Source organism: Paenibacillus sp. FSL E2-0178 (genome assembly GCF_038593005.1).
In the GTDB taxonomy this organism is placed as follows: Bacteria; Bacillota; Bacilli; order Paenibacillales; family Paenibacillaceae; genus Paenibacillus_AQ; species Paenibacillus_AQ phytohabitans.
Map to the genome: position 1 here is coordinate 895,811 of NZ_CP151953.1, position 18,043 is coordinate 913,853.

The window sequence follows — 18,043 nt, forward strand, 5'->3', positions numbered from 1 at the left end:
TTATAAATTATTTTAAAATATACTACTTTAGGAGATTGTCCAAGTGTAGCCGTTTCGATATAATAGCAAATAAACTCGCGGAGGTAAATGATGGATGACTCCAGCAGAAAAGAACCGTTCCGTTATGTTATGAACCAGCCCATCGATTGCTGGCTTGAAATCCCGGCCAGTAATAACGGGCCCGGAGCCGGAAAATTGACGGAAGGCATCCTGCTAGACCTTAGCCGCTCCGGCTGTAAGGTACGTACTTCTCTGAACCTCCGTTTCACTGCAGGCGATACGAAGCTGATTATACATTTCCAGCTGGCGGAAGAGAAGCTTCAGTATGAAGGAAGTGTCCGCTGGGGCTGGATGTTCGGCCTTGGACAATTCCAGTACGGGGTAAGACTTGATCTGCAGGAAGCCGAGGAAGAACAGCTGCTGCGGGAGCTGGAGATCTGGACCCACGGCAGAAGGGCTCAAGGATTGTAACTGTAATTTGCACAAAAACGAAAGCAAGGCTGACATCGTCAGCCTTGCTTTCTCGTTGAATGGACATCTGCACAGGGCAGCTCCCTACGCGATCAAACTTCAATTCTTTTTTTCACCATTACAACCATTGAATAGATCAGTATTATGGCAACTACAAATTCGAACAAAAGCGGCCATTGATTCGTAGAGAGGTATCTGATCGTTACTCCGCTGTCTGGCCGCAGATTATTCTCGTAAATCTCAAAATTAAAGGTATTGTCCAGACCAATGAAATAGCTGTTAAACATAAACTTTTCAAGATAGGCTATACCATTCTGCAGAAGTGTGAGGATCACAATCCCTATCCATACTCTCCCCTTGAAGCGAAAGCTTAATGCTATAGTAATAGAGAACATAACCATAATCATCATGAAACCAACTGACCACATAAACTGCAATAAACATCTTAAGCCAACTGACACTATATTATCCGGCAGGAAATCCAGCGGGTAGATCAGCTGGTAAATGCCAAAATGCACCAGACCGAGAGTAATCACCGTCAAGATTAGCAGCAGCGCAAACAGCAACGGTGACATGACCGTCTGCAGGGCAGTAACCGGGATAAGCCGCCGCTGGTAAGACTTCAGATTCCGGAAATAACTGAATACAGCTATAAATACAAGCGCCAATGCAAGTATAAAGTAGATAACCAGATTCAGCGAAATTAGTTGTTCATTGACCTTAGTGCTGGATATCCAAATCGCAGGCTGAACCAGCAGAGCAATAACAATAAAGACGAGGATCCGTTCCCTTCTGCGTCTCAGGTCATATTTTAACAGCTTCAGCATTCGGCAAACACCTCTCTGAACAGCTCATCTATACTTTTCCCGCGCTCGAGTCTGAGCTCTTCCACTTCGCGCTGGAGAACGATCTCCCCGTTTTTCAAGAAAATAACCTCGTCAAAAATCCGTTCGATATCGTTCACCAGGTGTGTAGAGATCAGAATACTGCTGTCTTCCTCATAGAACTCCATCAGCGCATTGAGAATTTTGGTCCGTGCTACAGGGTCGACACCGCCGATTGGCTCATCCAGCATGTAGAGTCTGGCCCGGCGCGACAGCGCAAGGGTGAGCTGGAGACGTTCGTTCATCCCTTTGGATAACGTCCGGACCTTATCCTGTACTCTGAGATTCATGAAATCGAGCATCCGCTGGGCTTTGGCCTGATCGAAGTCCGGGTAGAAATCCCGCTGGAACTTCAACGCATCCCCCACATTCATCCAAGACTCCGTAACGGGAACATCAGGCATGAAGGATACAAACTTCCGGCTCTCCACCCCAATGGGAACACCGAGGACTAAAATCCGGCCTGAGCCCGGCTGTGCCAATCCTGCGATCAGCTTCATGAGGGTGCTTTTGCCGCTGCCGTTGCTGCCGAGCAGTCCGGTAATTCTGCCTACTCCCAGCGTAAAGGAGACATTGCTCAGCGCTTGTTTGGAGCCGAAATTCTTGGTCACGCCCTGTACTTCAAGTAACTCATCCACTCTTGGTAATCCCCCTATTCTTGGTCACGCTGATGTATATTCTCCGCTACGGCCGCCAGAATATCTTCACCCTGGAAGCCGAGCTCCTGCATGCCGCGGATAAAACGGTCCAGCACATCCTGTGCCATTTCCTTCTTGATGGTCAGAATCGTCTCTTCTCTTCCGGTAACATATCTGCCCATGCCGCGGCGGGTCTCCACGATTGTCTCACGCTCCAGTTCCTGAAAGGTTCTTTGTACCGTATTCGGATTAATCTGCAGTTCTGCGGCCAATTCACGTACTGAGGGGATTTTGTCACCGGGCTTCAGCTTGCCTGTGATGATCTCCCCTTTGATGTAATTCATGATCTGAAGATAAATCGGCTGGTTGTTATCAAATTCAATAACCATCAAGCAACATCCCTGCGTCTGAAGACCGCAAATCCCGCGAGCAGGAACAACGCCATATATATGCACAGCAGCACAATGGAGAAGTTCAACGTCATTCCCTGCATCGGCGCACCGCCATCTTTGTAAGCTGCAAGATTGAGGTTCGGGAACAGGAAGTATTTATAGAAATCACGGTAGATGATGATTTTATCTATGGTAGTAGCAAAGATAGTCGCACCGATCGTTACTCCTGTTGAACGGGTCAGTATTCCAAGCATAAATCCGATCGTGGCATACACGATGCAGTATACGGATGAGTACAACAGTGAGGTAAGGATATCGCTGAGTCCCGAATCCCCTCCGCTGAGTCCAAAGAAGATCATTCCTGAGACAAACAGCGCGATTGTCGCAATCAGCAGCATACTCAATGAATAGAGCAGTACGGTTACATATTTAGAGGCCAGTATCGCAGTCCGGCTGCGGGCCCGGATCAGCAGAAACTTGATGGTCCCCTGGCTGTATTCTTTGGATACTATCCCCGCTATCCCTACAATGACGAGGATCACCAGCACCTGACCGATTCCTGTAGGCAGCAGTGAGTCTGCTGTGAATTCCGCCGCGGAGGCATACGTATCCGCCCCTGCCACCGTGTGCACAATATAACCTATCACAAATACCATCAGCACCAGAAGGGCATATGGAACAGTAAAGCTGCGTTTCTTCGATATTTTGAGCCATTCATTCTGTACGAGCTGATTAAATTTACGCAATGCGGTTACCCCCTGTCCATTTCAGGAAATCATCTTCCAGGCTCTGTTTATTCTCGGTAATCCGGTATACCCCAACCTTGGCTTCACTGAGTGCAGCCACAAGCTCCGGAACATTCCCGTCGGGCAGGCTTACATGCAGCTCGGAGTGAGCTTCATCTGTCCCGGTAACCTCCACTCCCTGCAGTGCTTCGGCAACAGTACGCGCGTTCCCGGCATTATCCACCCGGATGGTAAGGGCTACTTCACTGCGCGCTTCCGGCGCCTCAGCAAGCTGCGTAACCGTTACAAGCTTCCCGTTCTGAATTACAACCGCGCGGTGGCAGATCTGTTCAATCTCGGCCAGCATATGGCTGGAGATCAGTATTGCAATGCCTTCCACCTCGGCAATCGTGCGCATATAATCACGCATTTCCCGGATTCCGGCGGGATCCAGCCCGTTGGTCGGTTCATCCAGAATGAGCAGCTTGGGCGAATGCAGCAAGGCCTGGGCGATGCCAAGACGCTGGCGCATACCCAGCGAATACGCTTTTACCTTCTTATCCATCGCTTCCTGCAGTCCAACCAGCGCCACAACTTCATCAATCCGCGATTCTCCGGCCCCGTCACTCATCCGCAGATACTGCTTCAGATTGTCATAACCGGTCATATGGGGATAAAACTCCGGGTTCTCTATGATCGCTCCGATCTGCGAGATGGCCCGCTTGAAATCCTTGCGTATGCTGTGCCCATGAATAAGGACATCTCCTCTGCTCATTCGGATAAGTCCGGTCATCATGCGGATGGTGGTCGTTTTACCCGCCCCGTTCGGACCCAGCAGTCCGATAATTTCCCCTCTGCGGATATCGAAGCTAAGGTTATCTACTATCGCCTTCCCTTTTATCACCTTGCTGACGCCTTGCATTTCCAATACGGTTTCTTCCTTTATGGGGCCTGACAGCCCTTGATTACGAGTGGACGAATTCATGACAGCCTCCTTGTGTAGTACGGGATTGTTATTGTTTCCAGCTTTGTTCCAACTGTGTATTCCCAACATTGTATTGGTGTGTTAGTTAAATAGTACACTAGACATTTCGATCTGTAAAGACCGTTTGTTAATTTTTTCCTTTTCCTCTCCGGAAACAGGCTATTCATGCGGGGGGTTTAACCATACCAGTCTTCCAAAGCAATCATAGAATAGTATTGCATCTGACAGTATCGTACTGCATTTGCCATTCCAGCTTCGAGGAGGAGTTCGCATGGACAAAGAGGTTCATATCTCACAGACTTATCCGCGGCTGACCGTGTACAGCGAAGAAAACTACCGGGGAAGAAGCAGAATTTACCGGGGCAATCTGGGTATCCGTAATACCGACAATATTCTGGACGGAATCGAAAGTCTCCGTTTCTTCTCCACCAGCAGCAATGCTACGCTCGTCCTGTTCAGCAGAACCCGGTTCAGAGGCAGCTTCCGTGTGCTTCGCGGGAACCACAGCATCCGTGATCTGGATGACTTTATCTCCGGCAACGATGTAGAGTCGATTATCTCAACTAACCAAAGGCTGACCCTGGCACAAATCCGCAGCATCCGCAGCAGCGGAAATCTGCCTTCGGGTTACCGGCTGATCTAGTAGCATCCGCAAGACAAATAGGGCACACTCCGGTATCACCCAGCCGGAGTGTGCCCTATTTGGTTGTTCAAGGCTGTTAGCCGGACTGTTATTAACATTCAAACTGTACGGCATCACTATTAGGTAAGAGACAAATTCAAGGGCGGCAGGCAGTAAACAAAAATATCCGCGGACTGAACAATATGATATGTTAGAAATGTCAATAGTATCGGCAACGCTTGAGGAGGATTAGGATAAGCATGCTCAATCTAGAAATATATCCACCTGAATTAAGCGGATTGGTTCTATCCGCCATTGGCACCTTTCAAGTCATAGCTAATTTAAGATTAAATAGCGTAAGGACAGGAGTCTGGAAGCTTAGTTCAGACACCGGCAACAAATGTTATTACTTAAAAACCTATACCAGAAAACAAAGATGGCATCCGGAAGTTTTTGCTTATACTCATTGGACAGGTCACTTGAAGCCGTATGTACCAGAGCTGATCAGTTCCTTTGAGGGCGATGAATGGCAAGCGATATTGATAACTTCGATTAATGGGACAATCCTGAGAGAAGCGGAACTAAGTTCCGCAGCTAATGATGCTGCTTACCGTAAAGCTGGTGAACTTACAAGAGTCTTACATCATTCACAGAATGGCCGTTGGTTTGGCCGCCCCGATAAGAATGGAAATCCAATTGAGTTAAACCATAATGCAGACCCGGTTAAATATATATCCAATTCAATTATTGATGTTAGTAAGCGGTGTACTCAGGAAGGGTTGCTGCAATCTTCAGAGATCGAGTTAACCCATTGGGCTCTTCAGAACACTCAAATTTTTGAGCCTGCTAAACCAGTCCCCATAAGCTGGGATTCTACACCAGGGAATTGGCTGGTTGATAATAACGGTATTTTCACCGGAATGATTGATTTTGAGAATATGTTATGGGGTATTGATGTGGATAACTTCTCCATTCTATTCGGGCGGTATTTCAAAGATAATAAACGTGCTATGAAAGCATATTTCGAAGGCTATGGAGCCGAGATACTTAAGGAGAGGAATATAGAAGTGCAAATCTGCTGCATTAAGATGGCAATTGGCGATATATATTGGGGCACCCTCAACAAACAGCCGAACGTCATCCATTATGGCAGGGAGCTTTTACATAGGATTTATGATAATAATTTATTATAAGATTGAATACGGCCAAAAGACCCGTAAGAAGCTCTCTTTCAGCTAAGCTTCTACTTACAGGTCTTATTTGTTATTCGCTCGCTTTTAAGCAAATAAAATTCCAGCTACACCTTCCCGCCCGACATCTGTATCACCTCTGCAGCGAGCACTGCGATCTGCTCCTGCAGCACCTTCACTTCATCAATGCCTTTCCAGTAACGGGTGACAAAATGAAGAAAGACGTCGACCTTACGCAGCAGGATCAGCGTCGGAATCGCTGCAAATTCTTCTGCGGTAAGCATGATCTTGCGGCTAAAGCCCCGCCAGAAATCACGGATAATCCGCTCTTCCTCTTCGTGGCACAGCATTCCGGACAGAATGACCGCAGCCTCCATGGCCCGCACATCCCAGGTACAGAACTCAAAATCAAGCAGCGCCGTCACCTGCGCAGCATCCTCCGCATCCACCAGCAGGTTGGAGGCATTAAGATCGCCATGCACCAGCTGGTGGGGTAATTCCTCCAGCTGCTCCAGTGCGTCTGCCACACCTTCATAAGCCTCAACCAGCACTTTCAGTTCGGGCAGCAAACCCTGGAGAGATTCAGGTGGATTCAACAACAGGTCGCGGAGCGCTTCCCGGGTGCACAGCGGGTACGACCGCCCCAGCTCATAGTAGGGCCTGTATACAGGAGGGCTCTCCGGCTTCACATCAGCGAGCACAGCAGATAATGTCCCGGCCGCCTCACCGAACGACTCATAGAAGCCGGAATCCTGTTCAGCGGGAGATTCACCATCAATATAGCCGAACAGGCAAGCGAGTTTTCCTTCCCCCTCATCTAGCTGAACCATCGTTTCCCTTGTGGAGGTAAGAATGGGAACGGGGGTTTTAAACGGCAAATCCAGTATAGCCAGCTTCTGCAGCACAGCATGCTCGAACTCTATTTTATTCCGGTCCCGATGTGTATCATAGATCCTTAGTACAGCGAGGCGGGCGTCCTTCTCCACGAAGTAGGTGGTGTTATTCCAGCCTCCGCTCCGCTTCCTTAACGTTCCATTCCACTCCGGCCAGGCCTGGCTTACAATGGTATTCATAGGCTTGTACCCCTTTCTCATTTTTTGTGCTGAGCTGTAACGAATCTTCCGCAGCCGGTTCTTATCTATGTAAGGTGGTGAACATGTGGCCGAGGTAGAGCATATCTACGCCGGAATACACAAATTGCTGAGGAAATTACGCAAGAAACGTTTGTCAAAGCCGTGAAAAATATTAACCAGTTCAAAGGCAATTGTAAAATCAGTGTCTGGCTCTGTCAAATCGCTAAAAATACCTACTTCACTTATATGGAGAAGCAAAAACGCCGGGAACCCGCTGAGCCGCAGGAAACGCTGCAGGCAAGCAGTCTTAATCTTGAACAAAAGCTCAAATCAAGGCCATCTATTATGGCCCCAAGGATAATAATCCGATTCTGATCTGGAAGCAAGACATGGATCTGCCTCCTGCAACTGCAGCTGTTGAAGCCCAATTCGCAGAACAGAATTAACTGTTAGGGAGCATATTCTGCCAAGCTGTGATTTTTCCGCTATAATGTATTTCATATGAAACATGCAAAGGATGGGATACTTATGGACGCTACTGTTACCAAACGCTGGCTGCTGGCTAGGCTCTATGAGCCGGAGCAGGCTATCATCGACTGCCGCTTCACCCTGGGCAAACCCGAAGCAGGCCGGGAAAGCTATGAACAAGAACATATTCCAGGCGCTGTCTATCTCGATCTGGAGCTGGATCTGTCCAGTCCGGTAGGCATGCATGGCGGCCGTCATCCCCTGCCTGATCCGCAGGTGCTGGCGGCACGGCTCGCGAAGCTCGGAATCGGGAACGATTCCCGTATCGTTGCCTATGACGATGAGAGCAGCATGAACGCTGCCCGGCTGTGGTGGCTGCTGCGCTACCTCGGACACGAGCAGGTATTCATCCTGGAAGGCGGCTTCAGCCAGTGGAAAGCCGGGAAATACCCGGTGACAGATCATCAGCCGGTGCGGGTGCCGAGTACTTTTACAGCAAATGTGCAGACGCAGATGCTGGTGGATGTTGAAGAGGTTCGCCGGGTGTCGGAGAAGACGGCTGATGCTGGGGCTGATGCTGCCAATACCATTCTGATCGATTCCCGGGCCAATGAGCGCTATCACGGCCGGAATGAGACCCTGGACCCGGTCGGGGGGCATATCCCCGGTGCGGTCAACTACTTCTGGAAAGACACGCAGAACGCAGACGGCAGCTTCAAGAGCGCCGATGAACTTGCGGCGCATTTTGCCGGATTAGACAAGGAAGCTGAGATTATCGTCTATTGCGGCTCCGGCGTAACCGCCTGCCCGAATGTGCTGGCCTTGGAGAAGGCCGGGTACAAGAACGTGCGGCTGTATGCGGGGAGCTGGAGTGACTGGATTTCGTACGAAGAGAACGCTGTCGCCACTGGCGAATAGTTACCATGAAGAGCCCGTGCCTGCCTGGCACGGGCTCTTGTTACTTTCCAGCCAATTAGAGAAGCAATTTACCTTCGCAGCCGTACTTTGTATTCGGTTTTCCGCATACAATTACACGAATTCACCGTCCCGCCTCTTTAAATGTCTGGCTTTCCATAAGTATCGTGGGCCATATTACTCTTCAGATCAAATCTGGACTTTGGAGCGTACCCATATACTCATAATAAATCACCCGCTGAGATACTCCTCTTGCCACGGGGCGAAATTTCCCTTTATCCACCAGCTTGCGGCAGTATTTTATGACCGTCATCGTGTGCAGCTCCAGCTCTCTCGCGGCATCTGCCGGGCGAAGGACACGATGGTGACGGATGGCTGACCGCATCAAATCACATTCGATTTTAGAATAGGTTCTCTCAGCGATTCTATGTGCAGACATTCCTGCCGACAAATATGGATACAGAATGCTCCGCAGCGCGGAGAGGATGAAAGACGGATTTTCTTTCAGCTCATCCAGCGATATAAAAAGCAGCATGCATTCCTGTGACTGTAGGAAAAGCCCGCGGTTCAGGTCCATCCGGTATTTGCTCCGGTCCGTGCCATGTGAGCCAAAGTCCATAATCTCAAATGCAATACGCGAGGCTCCGACCTCCCATAGTACATCGACAAAATAGGATCTGCCACGCCCATCCTTAACTTCATATTCCGGGTGTAGTCCCTGATAATGTCCCGCCAGCGGCCACCATACCTCTTCGATAAACAAGCGGTTACCATAGCCATGACCGCGTTTTAGTGCATCCAGGCGTTCTCCCTTTCTTCGTTTAACATGTTCGCCCAGCCAATGCTCATGTTCTTCCCTAAAGCCCATTGTCCTTCCCTCACTCTGCAATCTTCACTCTCCAGTCAAAAGTCACAGTAATTAATTGTTTGTCTAATGACATAATCTATGGTATCAATTGTAAGACGAAGAACAAAATGCAAAAGGAAAGAGGTTTTTTGATGTGGGATCGTAAAGAAATAAAGGGAAGGGCTAAGAATGTCCTCCGCACCTCGTATTGGAAAGCTTTTGTAGTAAGTTTACTGCTGGTCTTGCTCGGAGAAGGCTCAGGTATTCCAAGCTTTGATCGGAACTGGGGATCGTCGGCACGTTCTAAAATTTCCAGCTCCGGTGTGGAATTAGATTGGAGCGTGTTAGGATCTTTTCTTGCAATCGCATTATTCATAATTGGCATCTTCGCAGTAATTGGAATAGCGTTATACATCCTGATCGCTTCCCCCCTTGCTGTTGGTTCATTGCGTTACTTCAAACGATCTGCCGAGGGAGAAGTCCGGATGGGCAATGTCGGCTATGCATTTAACAGGGACCGGTATTGGGCTATTGTTCTAACTATGCTCTGGAGAGGTTTTTTGAATTTCTTATGGTTCCTGCTGCTGATCATTCCTGGCATTGTAAAATCCTATGCGTACAGCCAGGTGCCTTACATCCTTGCGGACAATCCGCACATTGGATATAACCGCGCAGTAGAATTAAGCAAGCAAATGACACGCGGTCATAAATTCAGCATGTTTGTGCTTGATTTGAGCTTCATTGGCTGGATTCTGCTGGGCCTGCTGGCACTCGGCATCGGCGTCTTATTTGTCCAGCCCTATATCAACGCCACGAAGGCCGAGCTGTACCTGGAGTTGCGCCACAATGCGCTTTCGTATAATTTGACAACAGCCCATGAACTCCGGTTAGCACAGACCCCCTTTTACTAGAAACCTATCTGTTATCTGCATACCACTATTTAGGACAGATTGCACCCTATGAAAAAGCAGCAGCAGCCCCGTAGACCGGAGGTTACTGCTGCTTTTGTATGTAAGACCGCGTCTTTCGGGCAATTTTGCCCGGGAGGAAATAAATAGAAACTTTGGGCAGGCTTTTACGTAGTAATACGAAGTTTATGAGCTTGAAGCCCGGCAAAGCATTCCATATTGTGGAGCGATTGGACTTCATTCTACTACCGAAGGGAGATATTCCTATGAATATAGCCGTCAAGCTGATGCATCGATTCAAAGACTACGATAACCGGAGTAAGCTGAAGATCTATCAGGACCAAACGGAGCTCATCAGGAGCCGGAATCTGCAAGCATGGGAGGATAGCCAGCTTCAAGCGGAATCCCTACGGCTGCAAAAAGAAGCACGGTCGGGTACGCCATTGGACGAGCTGCTTGTTGATGCATATGCGCTTGTCTGTGAGGCAGCGAAAAGAACGCTCGGACTACAGCCCTACGATGTCCAGATCATGGCTGCGATCGCACTGCATGAGAGATTCTTAATCGAGCAGCATACCGGTGAAGGAAAAACGCTATCTGCGGTTATGCCTGCTTATCTAAATGCACTGACCGGCGAAGGGGTTCATGTGCTGACCTTTAACGATTATTTGGCCAAGCGCGATGCCGGGTGGATGGGTCCGGTGTATCGTTTCCTCGGATTAACGGTTCAGCCGGTGCAGGCGGGCATGAGCCTGTCCCGGAAACGGGAAGCATACGCCGCCGATATAACCTACGTTACGGCGAAAGAGGCAGGCTTCGATTACTTGCGCGACACGATCGCACTAAGCGAAGCCGATACCGTTCATCGTCCGTTCCACTATGTCATCGTCGATGAAGCGGATTCGCTGCTTCTTGACGAAGCGCGGGTGCCGCTGGTCATCAGCGGGGAGTCGGACTCTTCCATCAGTGACGGCATTCTGTTCGCAGAAGTGGCCCGGCACCTCCAGCCCGTGGAGCATTACGACTTCGACGAGTTCCAGCGGAATGTTTATTTGAATGAAGCCGGCGCTGCGAAGGCGGAATCCCTGCTGGGTTGCGGAAATTTGTACGATAGCCATAATTCTCACTTGTTAACGTTATTAAATTGCGCGCTGCATGTGGAATCGTTATTAAACAAAGACATTGATTATATCGTCCGGGACGGTAAAATCGAGCAGATCGAGGAATATACCGGCCGCGTGGCCGAGAATAGGTATTTACCGGACGGGCTGCAAGCCGCGCTTGCGGTCAAAGAAGGGCTGCAGTGGAGCGTTGGAGGGAGAATTCTCGGCACAATTACCCTCCAGCATTTCATTAGCCTGTATCCGGGAATTTGCGGAATGACGGCGACCGCGCACGCTTCCGCAATGGAATTCAAAGCGGTTTACATGCTGCAGGTCGTGCAAATTCCACCGAACCGGACAAACATACGAATCGACCATCCGCACGTGATTTATACCCATAAAGAAGCCAAATTTAAAGCACTTGTACAAGAAATCTCGTCCGTTCACAAGGCGGGACGTCCTATTCTCATTGGAACATCCAGTGTCCAGGAGTCTGACATGCTGGCAGAGGCATTAGCGGCTGCGGGTGTACCCTGTCAGGTTCTGAATGCAAAAAACGATGCAGAAGAAGCCGGGATCATCGCCAAAGCCGGAGCAGCCGGCGCCGTCACGGTGTCTACGAATATGGCGGGACGCGGCGTCGACATCCGGCTCGGTGGTGGTGACCCCGCGCAGGCAGAGGTAGTAGCCAAGCTGGGCGGGTTGTACGTGATTGGCACCCATGTGAATGAAAGCGTACGGATCGACGACCAGCTGCGCGGGCGTTCCGGCCGCCAAGGCGACCCGGGAGCCTCCGTATTCTACGTAAGCTTAGAGGACGAGCTGATGCTGCGGTTCGGATTCGATAAAGCGGTTCGCGTTCCCAGGCAGGATGAGGCTCTCGATGGTCCGCTGCTCCGCAGCAAAATCGCGCATACCCAGCGCGTTATTATGAGCCAAAACTTCGATATCCACCAGGAACTGAACGGTTATTCGGATATGTTGGAGGATCAGAGGCGGATTCTATACGCGGAGCGGCTCGGAATTCTGCAAGGCACGAAACCGATGAGCCCTGCGGAGCAACGGGTACGGCTTTTTTATATCGACGCGTTCTGGGCGGACCATCTGGCATACGTCTCTTACCTTCGTGAAAGCATCCACCTGGAGAGCCTCGCCAGCCGCAGTCCGATCGATGAATTTCATATGCAAATTTCCCAGGCCTACGAACAGATCCCCGCTAAAATAGACCATGAAACAGCAAATATGCTTAAAAGGCTCAATGGCTCGAATGATCCGGCAAAATGGGATGAGTTCGGTCTCAAGAGTCCCCCTTCTACCCGGACTTATATTATCAACGATCAATACCTGCAGAATAAGCGCAGCTCATGGACCGGAACGACTGTATTGGCTTATTGGCTTCGTCCGGTATTGAGGAAGCTATTATGGCCGGTACTCAAGCTGCCTAAATATTAATTGTTGCAGCGCAGCTGATTAATCAGGAACACACAAAAATACATCGCCGGTGCGTATACGGCACTTGGCGATGTATTCAGTAATGACGAACAATTGGAAATCAGCTTAGGAAAATTCAATTCGTCAGGCGTTATTTACAATGTAATTCCCCTGCTTAACTGTAGAACTGCCAGAATACAAGCAACCCCACCAGAACAGCCATCATGACTATAGGAAGAATAGCAGACCACTTGCCACGGGCAGTTGAAGCAGAGCGGTTCTTCCTCCAGGATAGCAGCAACGCGGCCAAGAACAACACCGCCAGTCCAGTCAGACCATAGTTAACCAAAATCTGCGGATACACTTCTGCATAGGCTCGTTCATTGTTGCTTAGCATCCTCAAGGCCAGAATCAGGTTGTTCACCACAATGCCGGTACCTGTCAAGGTGAGGCCAGCTGCCAGCATACGGCTGACGGCACGAGGTGCAGGGCGTGTTCCGGCTCTTCGCTTGTTCAATATTGCCTGTATCAGCAATACAAATGGGGCGATAACGAAATAGAGGATGGCCAGTACCGCAAGCACAGCATTCATGAGCAGCACCGGCATTGACTTCCCAGCAGGCAGCGGCAAATAATCTGTCGTATATACCGAGATGGCCTCCACCTTCCCCTCACTGACTGTGGCATGCAGCATTGGCCAGGCATCCAGCGCCGAGTCTCCGCTTACTTTCTCATAGAGATAGGGCTGAACCTGCTTATAGCTTCCGGTCATCCCGGCAAGTGATACCCGGAGTTGATCTTCCCCCTGCGGCTCAAGCTTCATCAGCGTAAGATAGGGGAATAGATTCATGAAGCCGTGTCCGGGGCGCCGCGCAGCCATGAACTCACCTTGAACCTCTGACGAATCCGGCAGATCACCGGCATCTGCCTGCTCACGCGTGCCCAGTATAGCTTTGGTCAGACCATGTACAATATTGGATTCGCTGGCCTGATTGGTCATAATTATAATCGCGAACCGGTCTTCAGGCACAATCTGCAGATTGGTGGCAAATGCAATCGTATTTCCGCCATGTCCAAGCGTACGCTTCATTCCGGGATATTCCCAGAACCCATGGGCAATACCCGGCATTCCTTCAGCTGAGGTATAACTCTGAGTCAGCATCGTGCCCAGTGTCTCCGGCTTCTCAAATAGAGGGGATGCTTCTCCGGCTGCAGGCATGAACGCCATCGCAAACTTAGCCAGGTCCTCTGCAGTGCCGTTATTGCCTCCGTTAGGGTACATGGACATATAATTCCATGATCCTTGCGTAAAGGCCCCTTCTCCCTCGAAGAAATAACCTTTAGCTTTATGCTCCAGCAGCTCCGGACGGTCCTCTACAACAGAATAGGCAATCGAATCCTTCATCCCGAGGGGATCAAAAATATGCTGCTGAACGTATTCATGATATGGCTGGCCGCTGATTCTCTCCACAATATAGGCAGCCAGTGAGTTGCCGTAGTTAGAGTAGGCTATAACCTCACCCGGTCTGTAAATCTGGGCCGGCTGGGCCAGCTGCAGACCCTCTTCCAAAGAGCGTACTTCCTCAGGGGACTGATAAGCCATGTCGAACATATACTCCTCGAATCCGGCATTGTGGTTCATCAGATGAAGCATCGTTATGGGATCATCATATTTCAGCCTGGTCAGGAAATTGTCCGGCAAAAGCTTGCGGATATCTTCATTCAGATTGAGCTTTCCTTGCTCAACCAGCTGCATTACAGAGGTCCATACGGTAAGCTTGCTGATTGAGCCCCATTCCATTACCGTATCCTTCGAAACAGGGACCTGCTGCTCCAAGTCAGCGTATCCGTAACCCTTGGACAGTACCACCCGGCCATCCTTTACCATAACAACAGACGCACCTACGGATTGTTGTCCTATGTACTCTTTTACATAATCGTCGACAAAAGCTTCCAAACGGGTCAGCGGAATCCCTGATGGGGTTGCTCCCTCTGCTCCCCCGCTGCCTTTCCCGGCAGCAAATGCCGTGATACTGCCGGATAATAGCAATAGTATTGAGAACATAACGGTAAATCCTTTTCTTAACAATTAAACCTCTCCTTTAGTCGAGTAAATTCCTGCAGTTCCCCCATTCTAACAAATATCTTCCTCCATAACATTACAAACAGCTTACATTTATGCCGGATGGACTGGTATTATCTTAATTGGAGACAGCATTATACCCACTCAGGAAGAAGGCATCTCATGAATAACTTTTATCATACGTTAGCTTATATAACTGATACATTTTATGCACCGGCCCGCTTCACTGTTGATTCAGTGCGGGAAGAACCGCAGAATGCCGAATACGGCGCAGGGCGGTTCCAGCTGAATACCCGGTCCGTTCGGTTTCGTGTTGCAAAAATCACCCCAACGAAGACAGGGCAGTTTGTCGTCTTCTGGGAAAAGGATGCGGAGCGGAAAAACCGGGCATTTGCCTATATGGACGCTCCCGATATATTGGTAATCCATACCTTCCATCCCTTCAGCGGGGAGAGTGGACAGTTCGTCTTTCCCAAAGACGTGCTGAGAATGCACGGGGTGCTGGCGGACAAGGATACACCAGGGAAAATGGCAATGCGCGTGTATCCGGACTGGGATACCGTGACTAATAAGCAGGCTTCTGCTGCGCAGAAATGGCAGCTGCCTTATTTTTCGAGAATAGCTCCCATGAACGATCAGCATATGCAGGCCTTAACCCGGTTGTATGAACCAACGGAGCTACAGCTATGATTCTGTTCATTCACCGGAAGGATCTGCGGACGGATGATCTTCCCGCTTTTGACGCCATCTGCTCTGCGCAGGAAAACTCCCTGCATGTATTGATTCTGGAGCCTTTTTTGTTACGGAATGAACGTTATCTTGAGCATAGCGGCCTGAATTTCCTCCAGCATGTATCCAGCCTGCAGCAGGAATATGCGCATAAAGGTAAGCTTTTGCATATTCTTTACGGGGAGCCGGATGCTATCTTAAGGAGTCTGGCCGGGGTTCATCCGATTCATGAGGTTAGGGTCCATGCCGACTATACCCCCTATGCTCTGAAAAGAGACAGGCTTCTGCGTGACACGGCCCATGCGCTGAGCCTACGGTTTCACACCCATCATGACAGTATGCTCTGTGACTTGGAAGACTTCATGGATTGGTGCGGGCGGAGTGAGCCCTTTAAGGTATTCACCCCCTTTTACCGCCGCTGGCGCAGCTTCCTCTCGGAACGCTTCCGGCCTCCCTACTCTACGGGTCTTCACGAACTGCAAACCGTGGAGATTCATCCGCAAATAACAGACACCTTCCGGATTCCCGGAGAGATTAACCGGCTGCTCACAGCGCTTGCCCAGCCTGCGCAGACTATGCGCCCCTGTCATCTGTTGGAGGATTTCCTGCAAAAGGAGCTGCAGCATTATGCGGCACACCGTGATAACTATTCGCAGGAAGGGACAAGCCGGCTCAGCAGGCATCTTAATACAGGGGCGATTTCTGTCCGGACAGTCTATAACCGGCTTACGGAGAATGAGCACTTAGGGGAAGAGTGGCTGAGACAGCTGGCCTGGAGGGATTTCTATCTGTATCAGGCACGGCTGGATCCTGTGTTTTTCAACTACGAGAATATGTATGATCTTTCAGCTCTGGGGACACATAATTTCGAGGCATGGTCCCTCGGCAAGACCGGTATTCCGGTCATTGATGCAGCTATGCGCCAGCTGAATGAAACGGGCTGGATGCCAAACCGGCTGCGGATGATTACGGCGATGTTCCTGACCAAGAATCTCGGCTGTCCGTTTATTTACGGCGAGCGTTACTTCCGGCTGAAGCTTAGCGATTATGACAATACTTTGAACCGCGGCGGCTGGCTGTGGAGCTCTTCACTCGGATACGATGCCTCGCCTTATTTCCGGGTGATGAATCCGGTAACCCAGTCTCAGACCCACGACCCCAGCGGCAGCTATATCCGCACCTGGATGCCTGAGCTGTCAGAACTGTCAGACCAAGCCATCCACCTGCCCCGCGCTGATGCCATTGTTGATCTTAAGCGGTCACGGGCGCTGGCAATAGAACTCTACAAGGAAATATTGAGCAGCAAAGGAGCTGCGTCTCAAGAGTGAGCTGCCGGAACCCACGGCAGACGCGGATTCCGCTGGCTGTGCGGAGGCAGTCTATTTCCACAAGAATCAGAGTGGCTTATAACAAGAAGGGTCCATCCGGACATTCGGATGGACCCTTCTTGTACTATCGCTCTGAATGATTAAAATTCACATGAATGGACACTACCTCCGACCGCGATCCGATACGGATCGGCGGACCCCAGAATCCATATCCGGAAGATACTATGGAATGGAGCCGCCCTTTCTGCAGATAACCCCAGTCATTCTCAAACAATCTGTCAGTCAATATATTGGCAGGCGCAATCTGCCCGCGGTGGGTATGACCGGATACCATCAGATCAATCCCCTGCTCCTCTGCGGTGTCGAAGCCGACCGGTTGATGCTCCAGCATAACTACCGGCTTCGAGCCATCTATGTTCTCCATCAGAACAGACAGCTCCGCTCTATCCTTATCACTGTAATCCTTCCGCCCGATCAGCGTCAGCCAGTCTCCCACCTCAATGGCTTCATCATAGAGAACCTGAATCCCGCTCTCCTCCAGAAGACTGATGATCTCCTCCGTCCCGCCTTTGAAGCGGTCATGATTGCCCAGTGAAGCATACACGCCGAGCGGCGCTTCAATCTCCGCTAAAATCGCACCGATGCCCTTGTTTTTATACGGCACAATATCATCATCTACAATATCACCGGGGAATAATACAATATCCGGCTTCAGCGCATTGATCTCTTTTACCATCCGCTCCGCATGGCCTTTTCCTGATAAATAGCCAAAATGCATGTCTGATGCCATCACAATATGAAGTTCACCTTGCGCCGGACCTGCCTTGTCGATCAGTATGTCATACGAACGGACAACCGGACTGTAAGCGTTGAAGCTCCCGAATCCAAGCAGACCGGCCAGCAGCAGCATAGTAAGAATCCCCGACCACTTCTGAACAGCAAGACGCGGCAGCCTGCTCAGCTTCGTTAACCAGACCGATAGATGAACAAGCGGCAGCAGCATAATCAATAAGCTGAACAATGCCAGCCAGTAGCTGCCGATAACACTTAAAATGGCCGATCCTGCGACCACTCTGGACAGGATCAGCGAGCTGGCCAGAAAAACAAGCGCAAGGATATAGAATAGCCGGAACCTGCCAGACACTACCGGCTTGATCCAGCCCCAGCCGCTCCAGCCGATGTAGAATACAATTAAGGCATATACAATGATAAATACGATTCCGATAAGGATATACATGTTAACCACCTTAT

General features: G+C 50.0%; 17 protein-coding genes and 1 pseudogene. 9 read left to right on the forward strand and 9 right to left on the reverse strand.

Features of this window, described 5'->3' with window-relative positions:
- Nucleotides 1–129 precede the first annotated feature (129 nt).
- The gene (locus MHI42_RS03790) at nt 130–471 is read left to right on the forward strand and encodes a PilZ domain-containing protein (RefSeq protein ID WP_342422802.1); all 342 of its coding nucleotides are present in this window, start codon (nt 130–132) and stop codon (nt 469–471) included.
- 92 nt (nt 472–563) lie between these two features.
- Here MHI42_RS03790 and MHI42_RS03795 read toward each other — a convergent pair whose 3' ends face one another.
- Genes MHI42_RS03795 through MHI42_RS03815 form a run of 5 tightly spaced genes read right to left on the reverse strand, consistent with a single transcriptional unit; the run spans nt 564 to nt 4,095 of the window.
- Nucleotides 564–1,298 carry a hypothetical protein gene (locus MHI42_RS03795; RefSeq protein WP_342422803.1) on the reverse strand — a complete coding sequence of 245 codons (735 nt, stop codon included), beginning with the start codon at nt 1,296–1,298 and terminating at the stop codon, nt 564–566.
- Nucleotides 1,292–1,993 carry an ABC transporter ATP-binding protein gene (locus tag MHI42_RS03800; RefSeq protein ID WP_342422804.1) on the reverse strand — a complete coding sequence of 234 codons (702 nt, stop codon included), beginning with the start codon at nt 1,991–1,993 and terminating at the stop codon, nt 1,292–1,294. Before MHI42_RS03800 ends, MHI42_RS03795 begins: the two co-directional genes overlap by 7 nt.
- 14 nt (nt 1,994–2,007) lie before the next feature.
- Nucleotides 2,008–2,382, reverse strand: a complete 375-nt coding sequence (locus MHI42_RS03805; RefSeq protein WP_171719315.1) for a GntR family transcriptional regulator — start codon at nt 2,380–2,382, stop codon at nt 2,008–2,010.
- A complete protein-coding gene (locus tag MHI42_RS03810) occupies nt 2,382–3,131 on the reverse strand; it encodes an ABC transporter permease (protein WP_342422805.1) in 750 nt (249 codons plus the stop codon). The genes MHI42_RS03805 and MHI42_RS03810 overlap by 1 nt, the downstream gene beginning before the upstream one ends.
- The gene (locus MHI42_RS03815; RefSeq protein ID WP_342422806.1) at nt 3,124–4,095 is read right to left on the reverse strand and encodes an ABC transporter ATP-binding protein; all 972 of its coding nucleotides are present in this window, start codon (nt 4,093–4,095) and stop codon (nt 3,124–3,126) included. The genes MHI42_RS03810 and MHI42_RS03815 overlap by 8 nt, the downstream gene beginning before the upstream one ends.
- Before the next feature lie 271 nt (nt 4,096–4,366).
- Between MHI42_RS03815 and MHI42_RS03820 the strand changes: the two genes are divergently transcribed.
- Nucleotides 4,367–4,738: a hypothetical protein gene (locus tag MHI42_RS03820; RefSeq protein WP_042136889.1), complete on the forward strand. Its 372-nt coding sequence runs from the start codon at nt 4,367–4,369 to the stop codon at nt 4,736–4,738.
- 239 nt (nt 4,739–4,977) lie between these two features.
- Entirely contained in the window at nt 4,978–5,910 is a 933-nt protein-coding gene (locus MHI42_RS03825) for an aminoglycoside phosphotransferase family protein (protein ID WP_342422807.1), read from the forward strand.
- Nucleotides 5,911–6,014: 104 nt separating this feature from the next.
- Here MHI42_RS03825 and MHI42_RS03830 read toward each other — a convergent pair whose 3' ends face one another.
- Complete coding sequence (locus MHI42_RS03830) at nt 6,015–6,980, reverse strand: phosphotransferase (RefSeq protein ID WP_342422808.1); 966 nt, start codon at nt 6,978–6,980, stop codon at nt 6,015–6,017.
- A 117-nt stretch (nt 6,981–7,097) separates the two neighbouring features.
- Here MHI42_RS03830 and MHI42_RS03835 point away from each other — a divergent pair.
- Nucleotides 7,098–7,355: pseudogene (locus MHI42_RS03835) on the forward strand (sigma factor); the annotation flags it as partial.
- A gap of 153 nt (nt 7,356–7,508) precedes the next feature.
- Nucleotides 7,509–8,366: a sulfurtransferase gene (locus MHI42_RS03840; protein WP_342422809.1), complete on the forward strand. Its 858-nt coding sequence runs from the start codon at nt 7,509–7,511 to the stop codon at nt 8,364–8,366.
- Between the two features lie 181 nt (nt 8,367–8,547).
- Here the strand turns inward: MHI42_RS03840 and MHI42_RS03845 are convergent, their stop codons facing one another.
- Nucleotides 8,548–9,231, reverse strand: a complete 684-nt coding sequence (locus MHI42_RS03845) for a type IV toxin-antitoxin system AbiEi family antitoxin domain-containing protein (RefSeq protein WP_342422810.1) — start codon at nt 9,229–9,231, stop codon at nt 8,548–8,550.
- Between the two features lie 131 nt (nt 9,232–9,362).
- On the opposite strand from MHI42_RS03845, the gene MHI42_RS03850 reads away from it, so the two are divergent.
- Both MHI42_RS03850 and MHI42_RS03855 read left to right on the forward strand, forming a co-directional pair.
- The gene (locus MHI42_RS03850; protein ID WP_342422811.1) at nt 9,363–10,121 is read left to right on the forward strand and encodes a DUF975 family protein; all 759 of its coding nucleotides are present in this window, start codon (nt 9,363–9,365) and stop codon (nt 10,119–10,121) included.
- A gap of 263 nt (nt 10,122–10,384) precedes the next feature.
- Nucleotides 10,385–12,673, forward strand: a complete 2,289-nt coding sequence (locus MHI42_RS03855) for an accessory Sec system translocase SecA2 (protein WP_342422812.1) — start codon at nt 10,385–10,387, stop codon at nt 12,671–12,673.
- A 154-nt stretch (nt 12,674–12,827) separates the two neighbouring features.
- On the opposite strand, the gene MHI42_RS03860 is transcribed toward MHI42_RS03855, so the two are convergent.
- Nucleotides 12,828–14,741 (reverse strand): serine hydrolase domain-containing protein, encoded by a 1,914-nt coding sequence (locus MHI42_RS03860; protein WP_342422813.1) that lies wholly within the window; start codon nt 14,739–14,741, stop codon nt 12,828–12,830.
- A gap of 156 nt (nt 14,742–14,897) precedes the next feature.
- Here MHI42_RS03860 and MHI42_RS03865 point away from each other — a divergent pair, with 156 nt between their 5' ends.
- Both MHI42_RS03865 and MHI42_RS03870 read left to right on the forward strand, forming a co-directional pair.
- A complete protein-coding gene (locus MHI42_RS03865; protein WP_342422814.1) occupies nt 14,898–15,425 on the forward strand; it encodes a MepB family protein in 528 nt (175 codons plus the stop codon).
- Complete coding sequence (locus tag MHI42_RS03870) at nt 15,422–16,792, forward strand: deoxyribodipyrimidine photo-lyase (RefSeq protein ID WP_342422815.1); 1,371 nt, start codon at nt 15,422–15,424, stop codon at nt 16,790–16,792. The genes MHI42_RS03865 and MHI42_RS03870 overlap by 4 nt, the downstream gene beginning before the upstream one ends.
- Nucleotides 16,793–16,916: 124 nt before the next feature.
- On the opposite strand, the gene MHI42_RS03875 is transcribed toward MHI42_RS03870, so the two are convergent.
- Entirely contained in the window at nt 16,917–18,029 is a 1,113-nt protein-coding gene (locus MHI42_RS03875; RefSeq protein ID WP_342422816.1) for a metallophosphoesterase, read from the reverse strand.
- Between the last annotated feature and the right edge of the window lie 14 nt (nt 18,030–18,043).

What these genes read in the sequence shown, in the direction of transcription:
- MHI42_RS03790 (WP_342422802.1), top strand. Translation starts at nt 130, where the DNA reads ATGAACCAGCCCATCGATTGCTGGCTTGAAATCCCGGCCAGTAATAAC.
- MHI42_RS03795 (WP_342422803.1), bottom strand. Translation starts at nt 1,298, where the DNA reads ATGCTGAAGCTGTTAAAATATGACCTGAGACGCAGAAGGGAACGGATC.
- MHI42_RS03805 (WP_171719315.1), bottom strand. Translation starts at nt 2,382, where the DNA reads ATGGTTATTGAATTTGATAACAACCAGCCGATTTATCTTCAGATCATG.
- MHI42_RS03815 (WP_342422806.1), bottom strand. Translation starts at nt 4,095, where the DNA reads ATGAATTCGTCCACTCGTAATCAAGGGCTGTCAGGCCCCATAAAGGAA.
- MHI42_RS03820 (WP_042136889.1), top strand. Translation starts at nt 4,367, where the DNA reads ATGGACAAAGAGGTTCATATCTCACAGACTTATCCGCGGCTGACCGTG.
- MHI42_RS03825 (WP_342422807.1), top strand. Translation starts at nt 4,978, where the DNA reads ATGCTCAATCTAGAAATATATCCACCTGAATTAAGCGGATTGGTTCTA.
- MHI42_RS03830 (WP_342422808.1), bottom strand. Translation starts at nt 6,980, where the DNA reads ATGAATACCATTGTAAGCCAGGCCTGGCCGGAGTGGAATGGAACGTTA.
- MHI42_RS03840 (WP_342422809.1), top strand. Translation starts at nt 7,509, where the DNA reads ATGGACGCTACTGTTACCAAACGCTGGCTGCTGGCTAGGCTCTATGAG.
- MHI42_RS03845 (WP_342422810.1), bottom strand. Translation starts at nt 9,231, where the DNA reads ATGGGCTTTAGGGAAGAACATGAGCATTGGCTGGGCGAACATGTTAAA.
- MHI42_RS03850 (WP_342422811.1), top strand. Translation starts at nt 9,363, where the DNA reads ATGTGGGATCGTAAAGAAATAAAGGGAAGGGCTAAGAATGTCCTCCGC.
- MHI42_RS03855 (WP_342422812.1), top strand. Translation starts at nt 10,385, where the DNA reads ATGAATATAGCCGTCAAGCTGATGCATCGATTCAAAGACTACGATAAC.
- MHI42_RS03865 (WP_342422814.1), top strand. Translation starts at nt 14,898, where the DNA reads ATGAATAACTTTTATCATACGTTAGCTTATATAACTGATACATTTTAT.
- MHI42_RS03870 (WP_342422815.1), top strand. Translation starts at nt 15,422, where the DNA reads ATGATTCTGTTCATTCACCGGAAGGATCTGCGGACGGATGATCTTCCC.
- MHI42_RS03875 (WP_342422816.1), bottom strand. Translation starts at nt 18,029, where the DNA reads ATGTATATCCTTATCGGAATCGTATTTATCATTGTATATGCCTTAATT.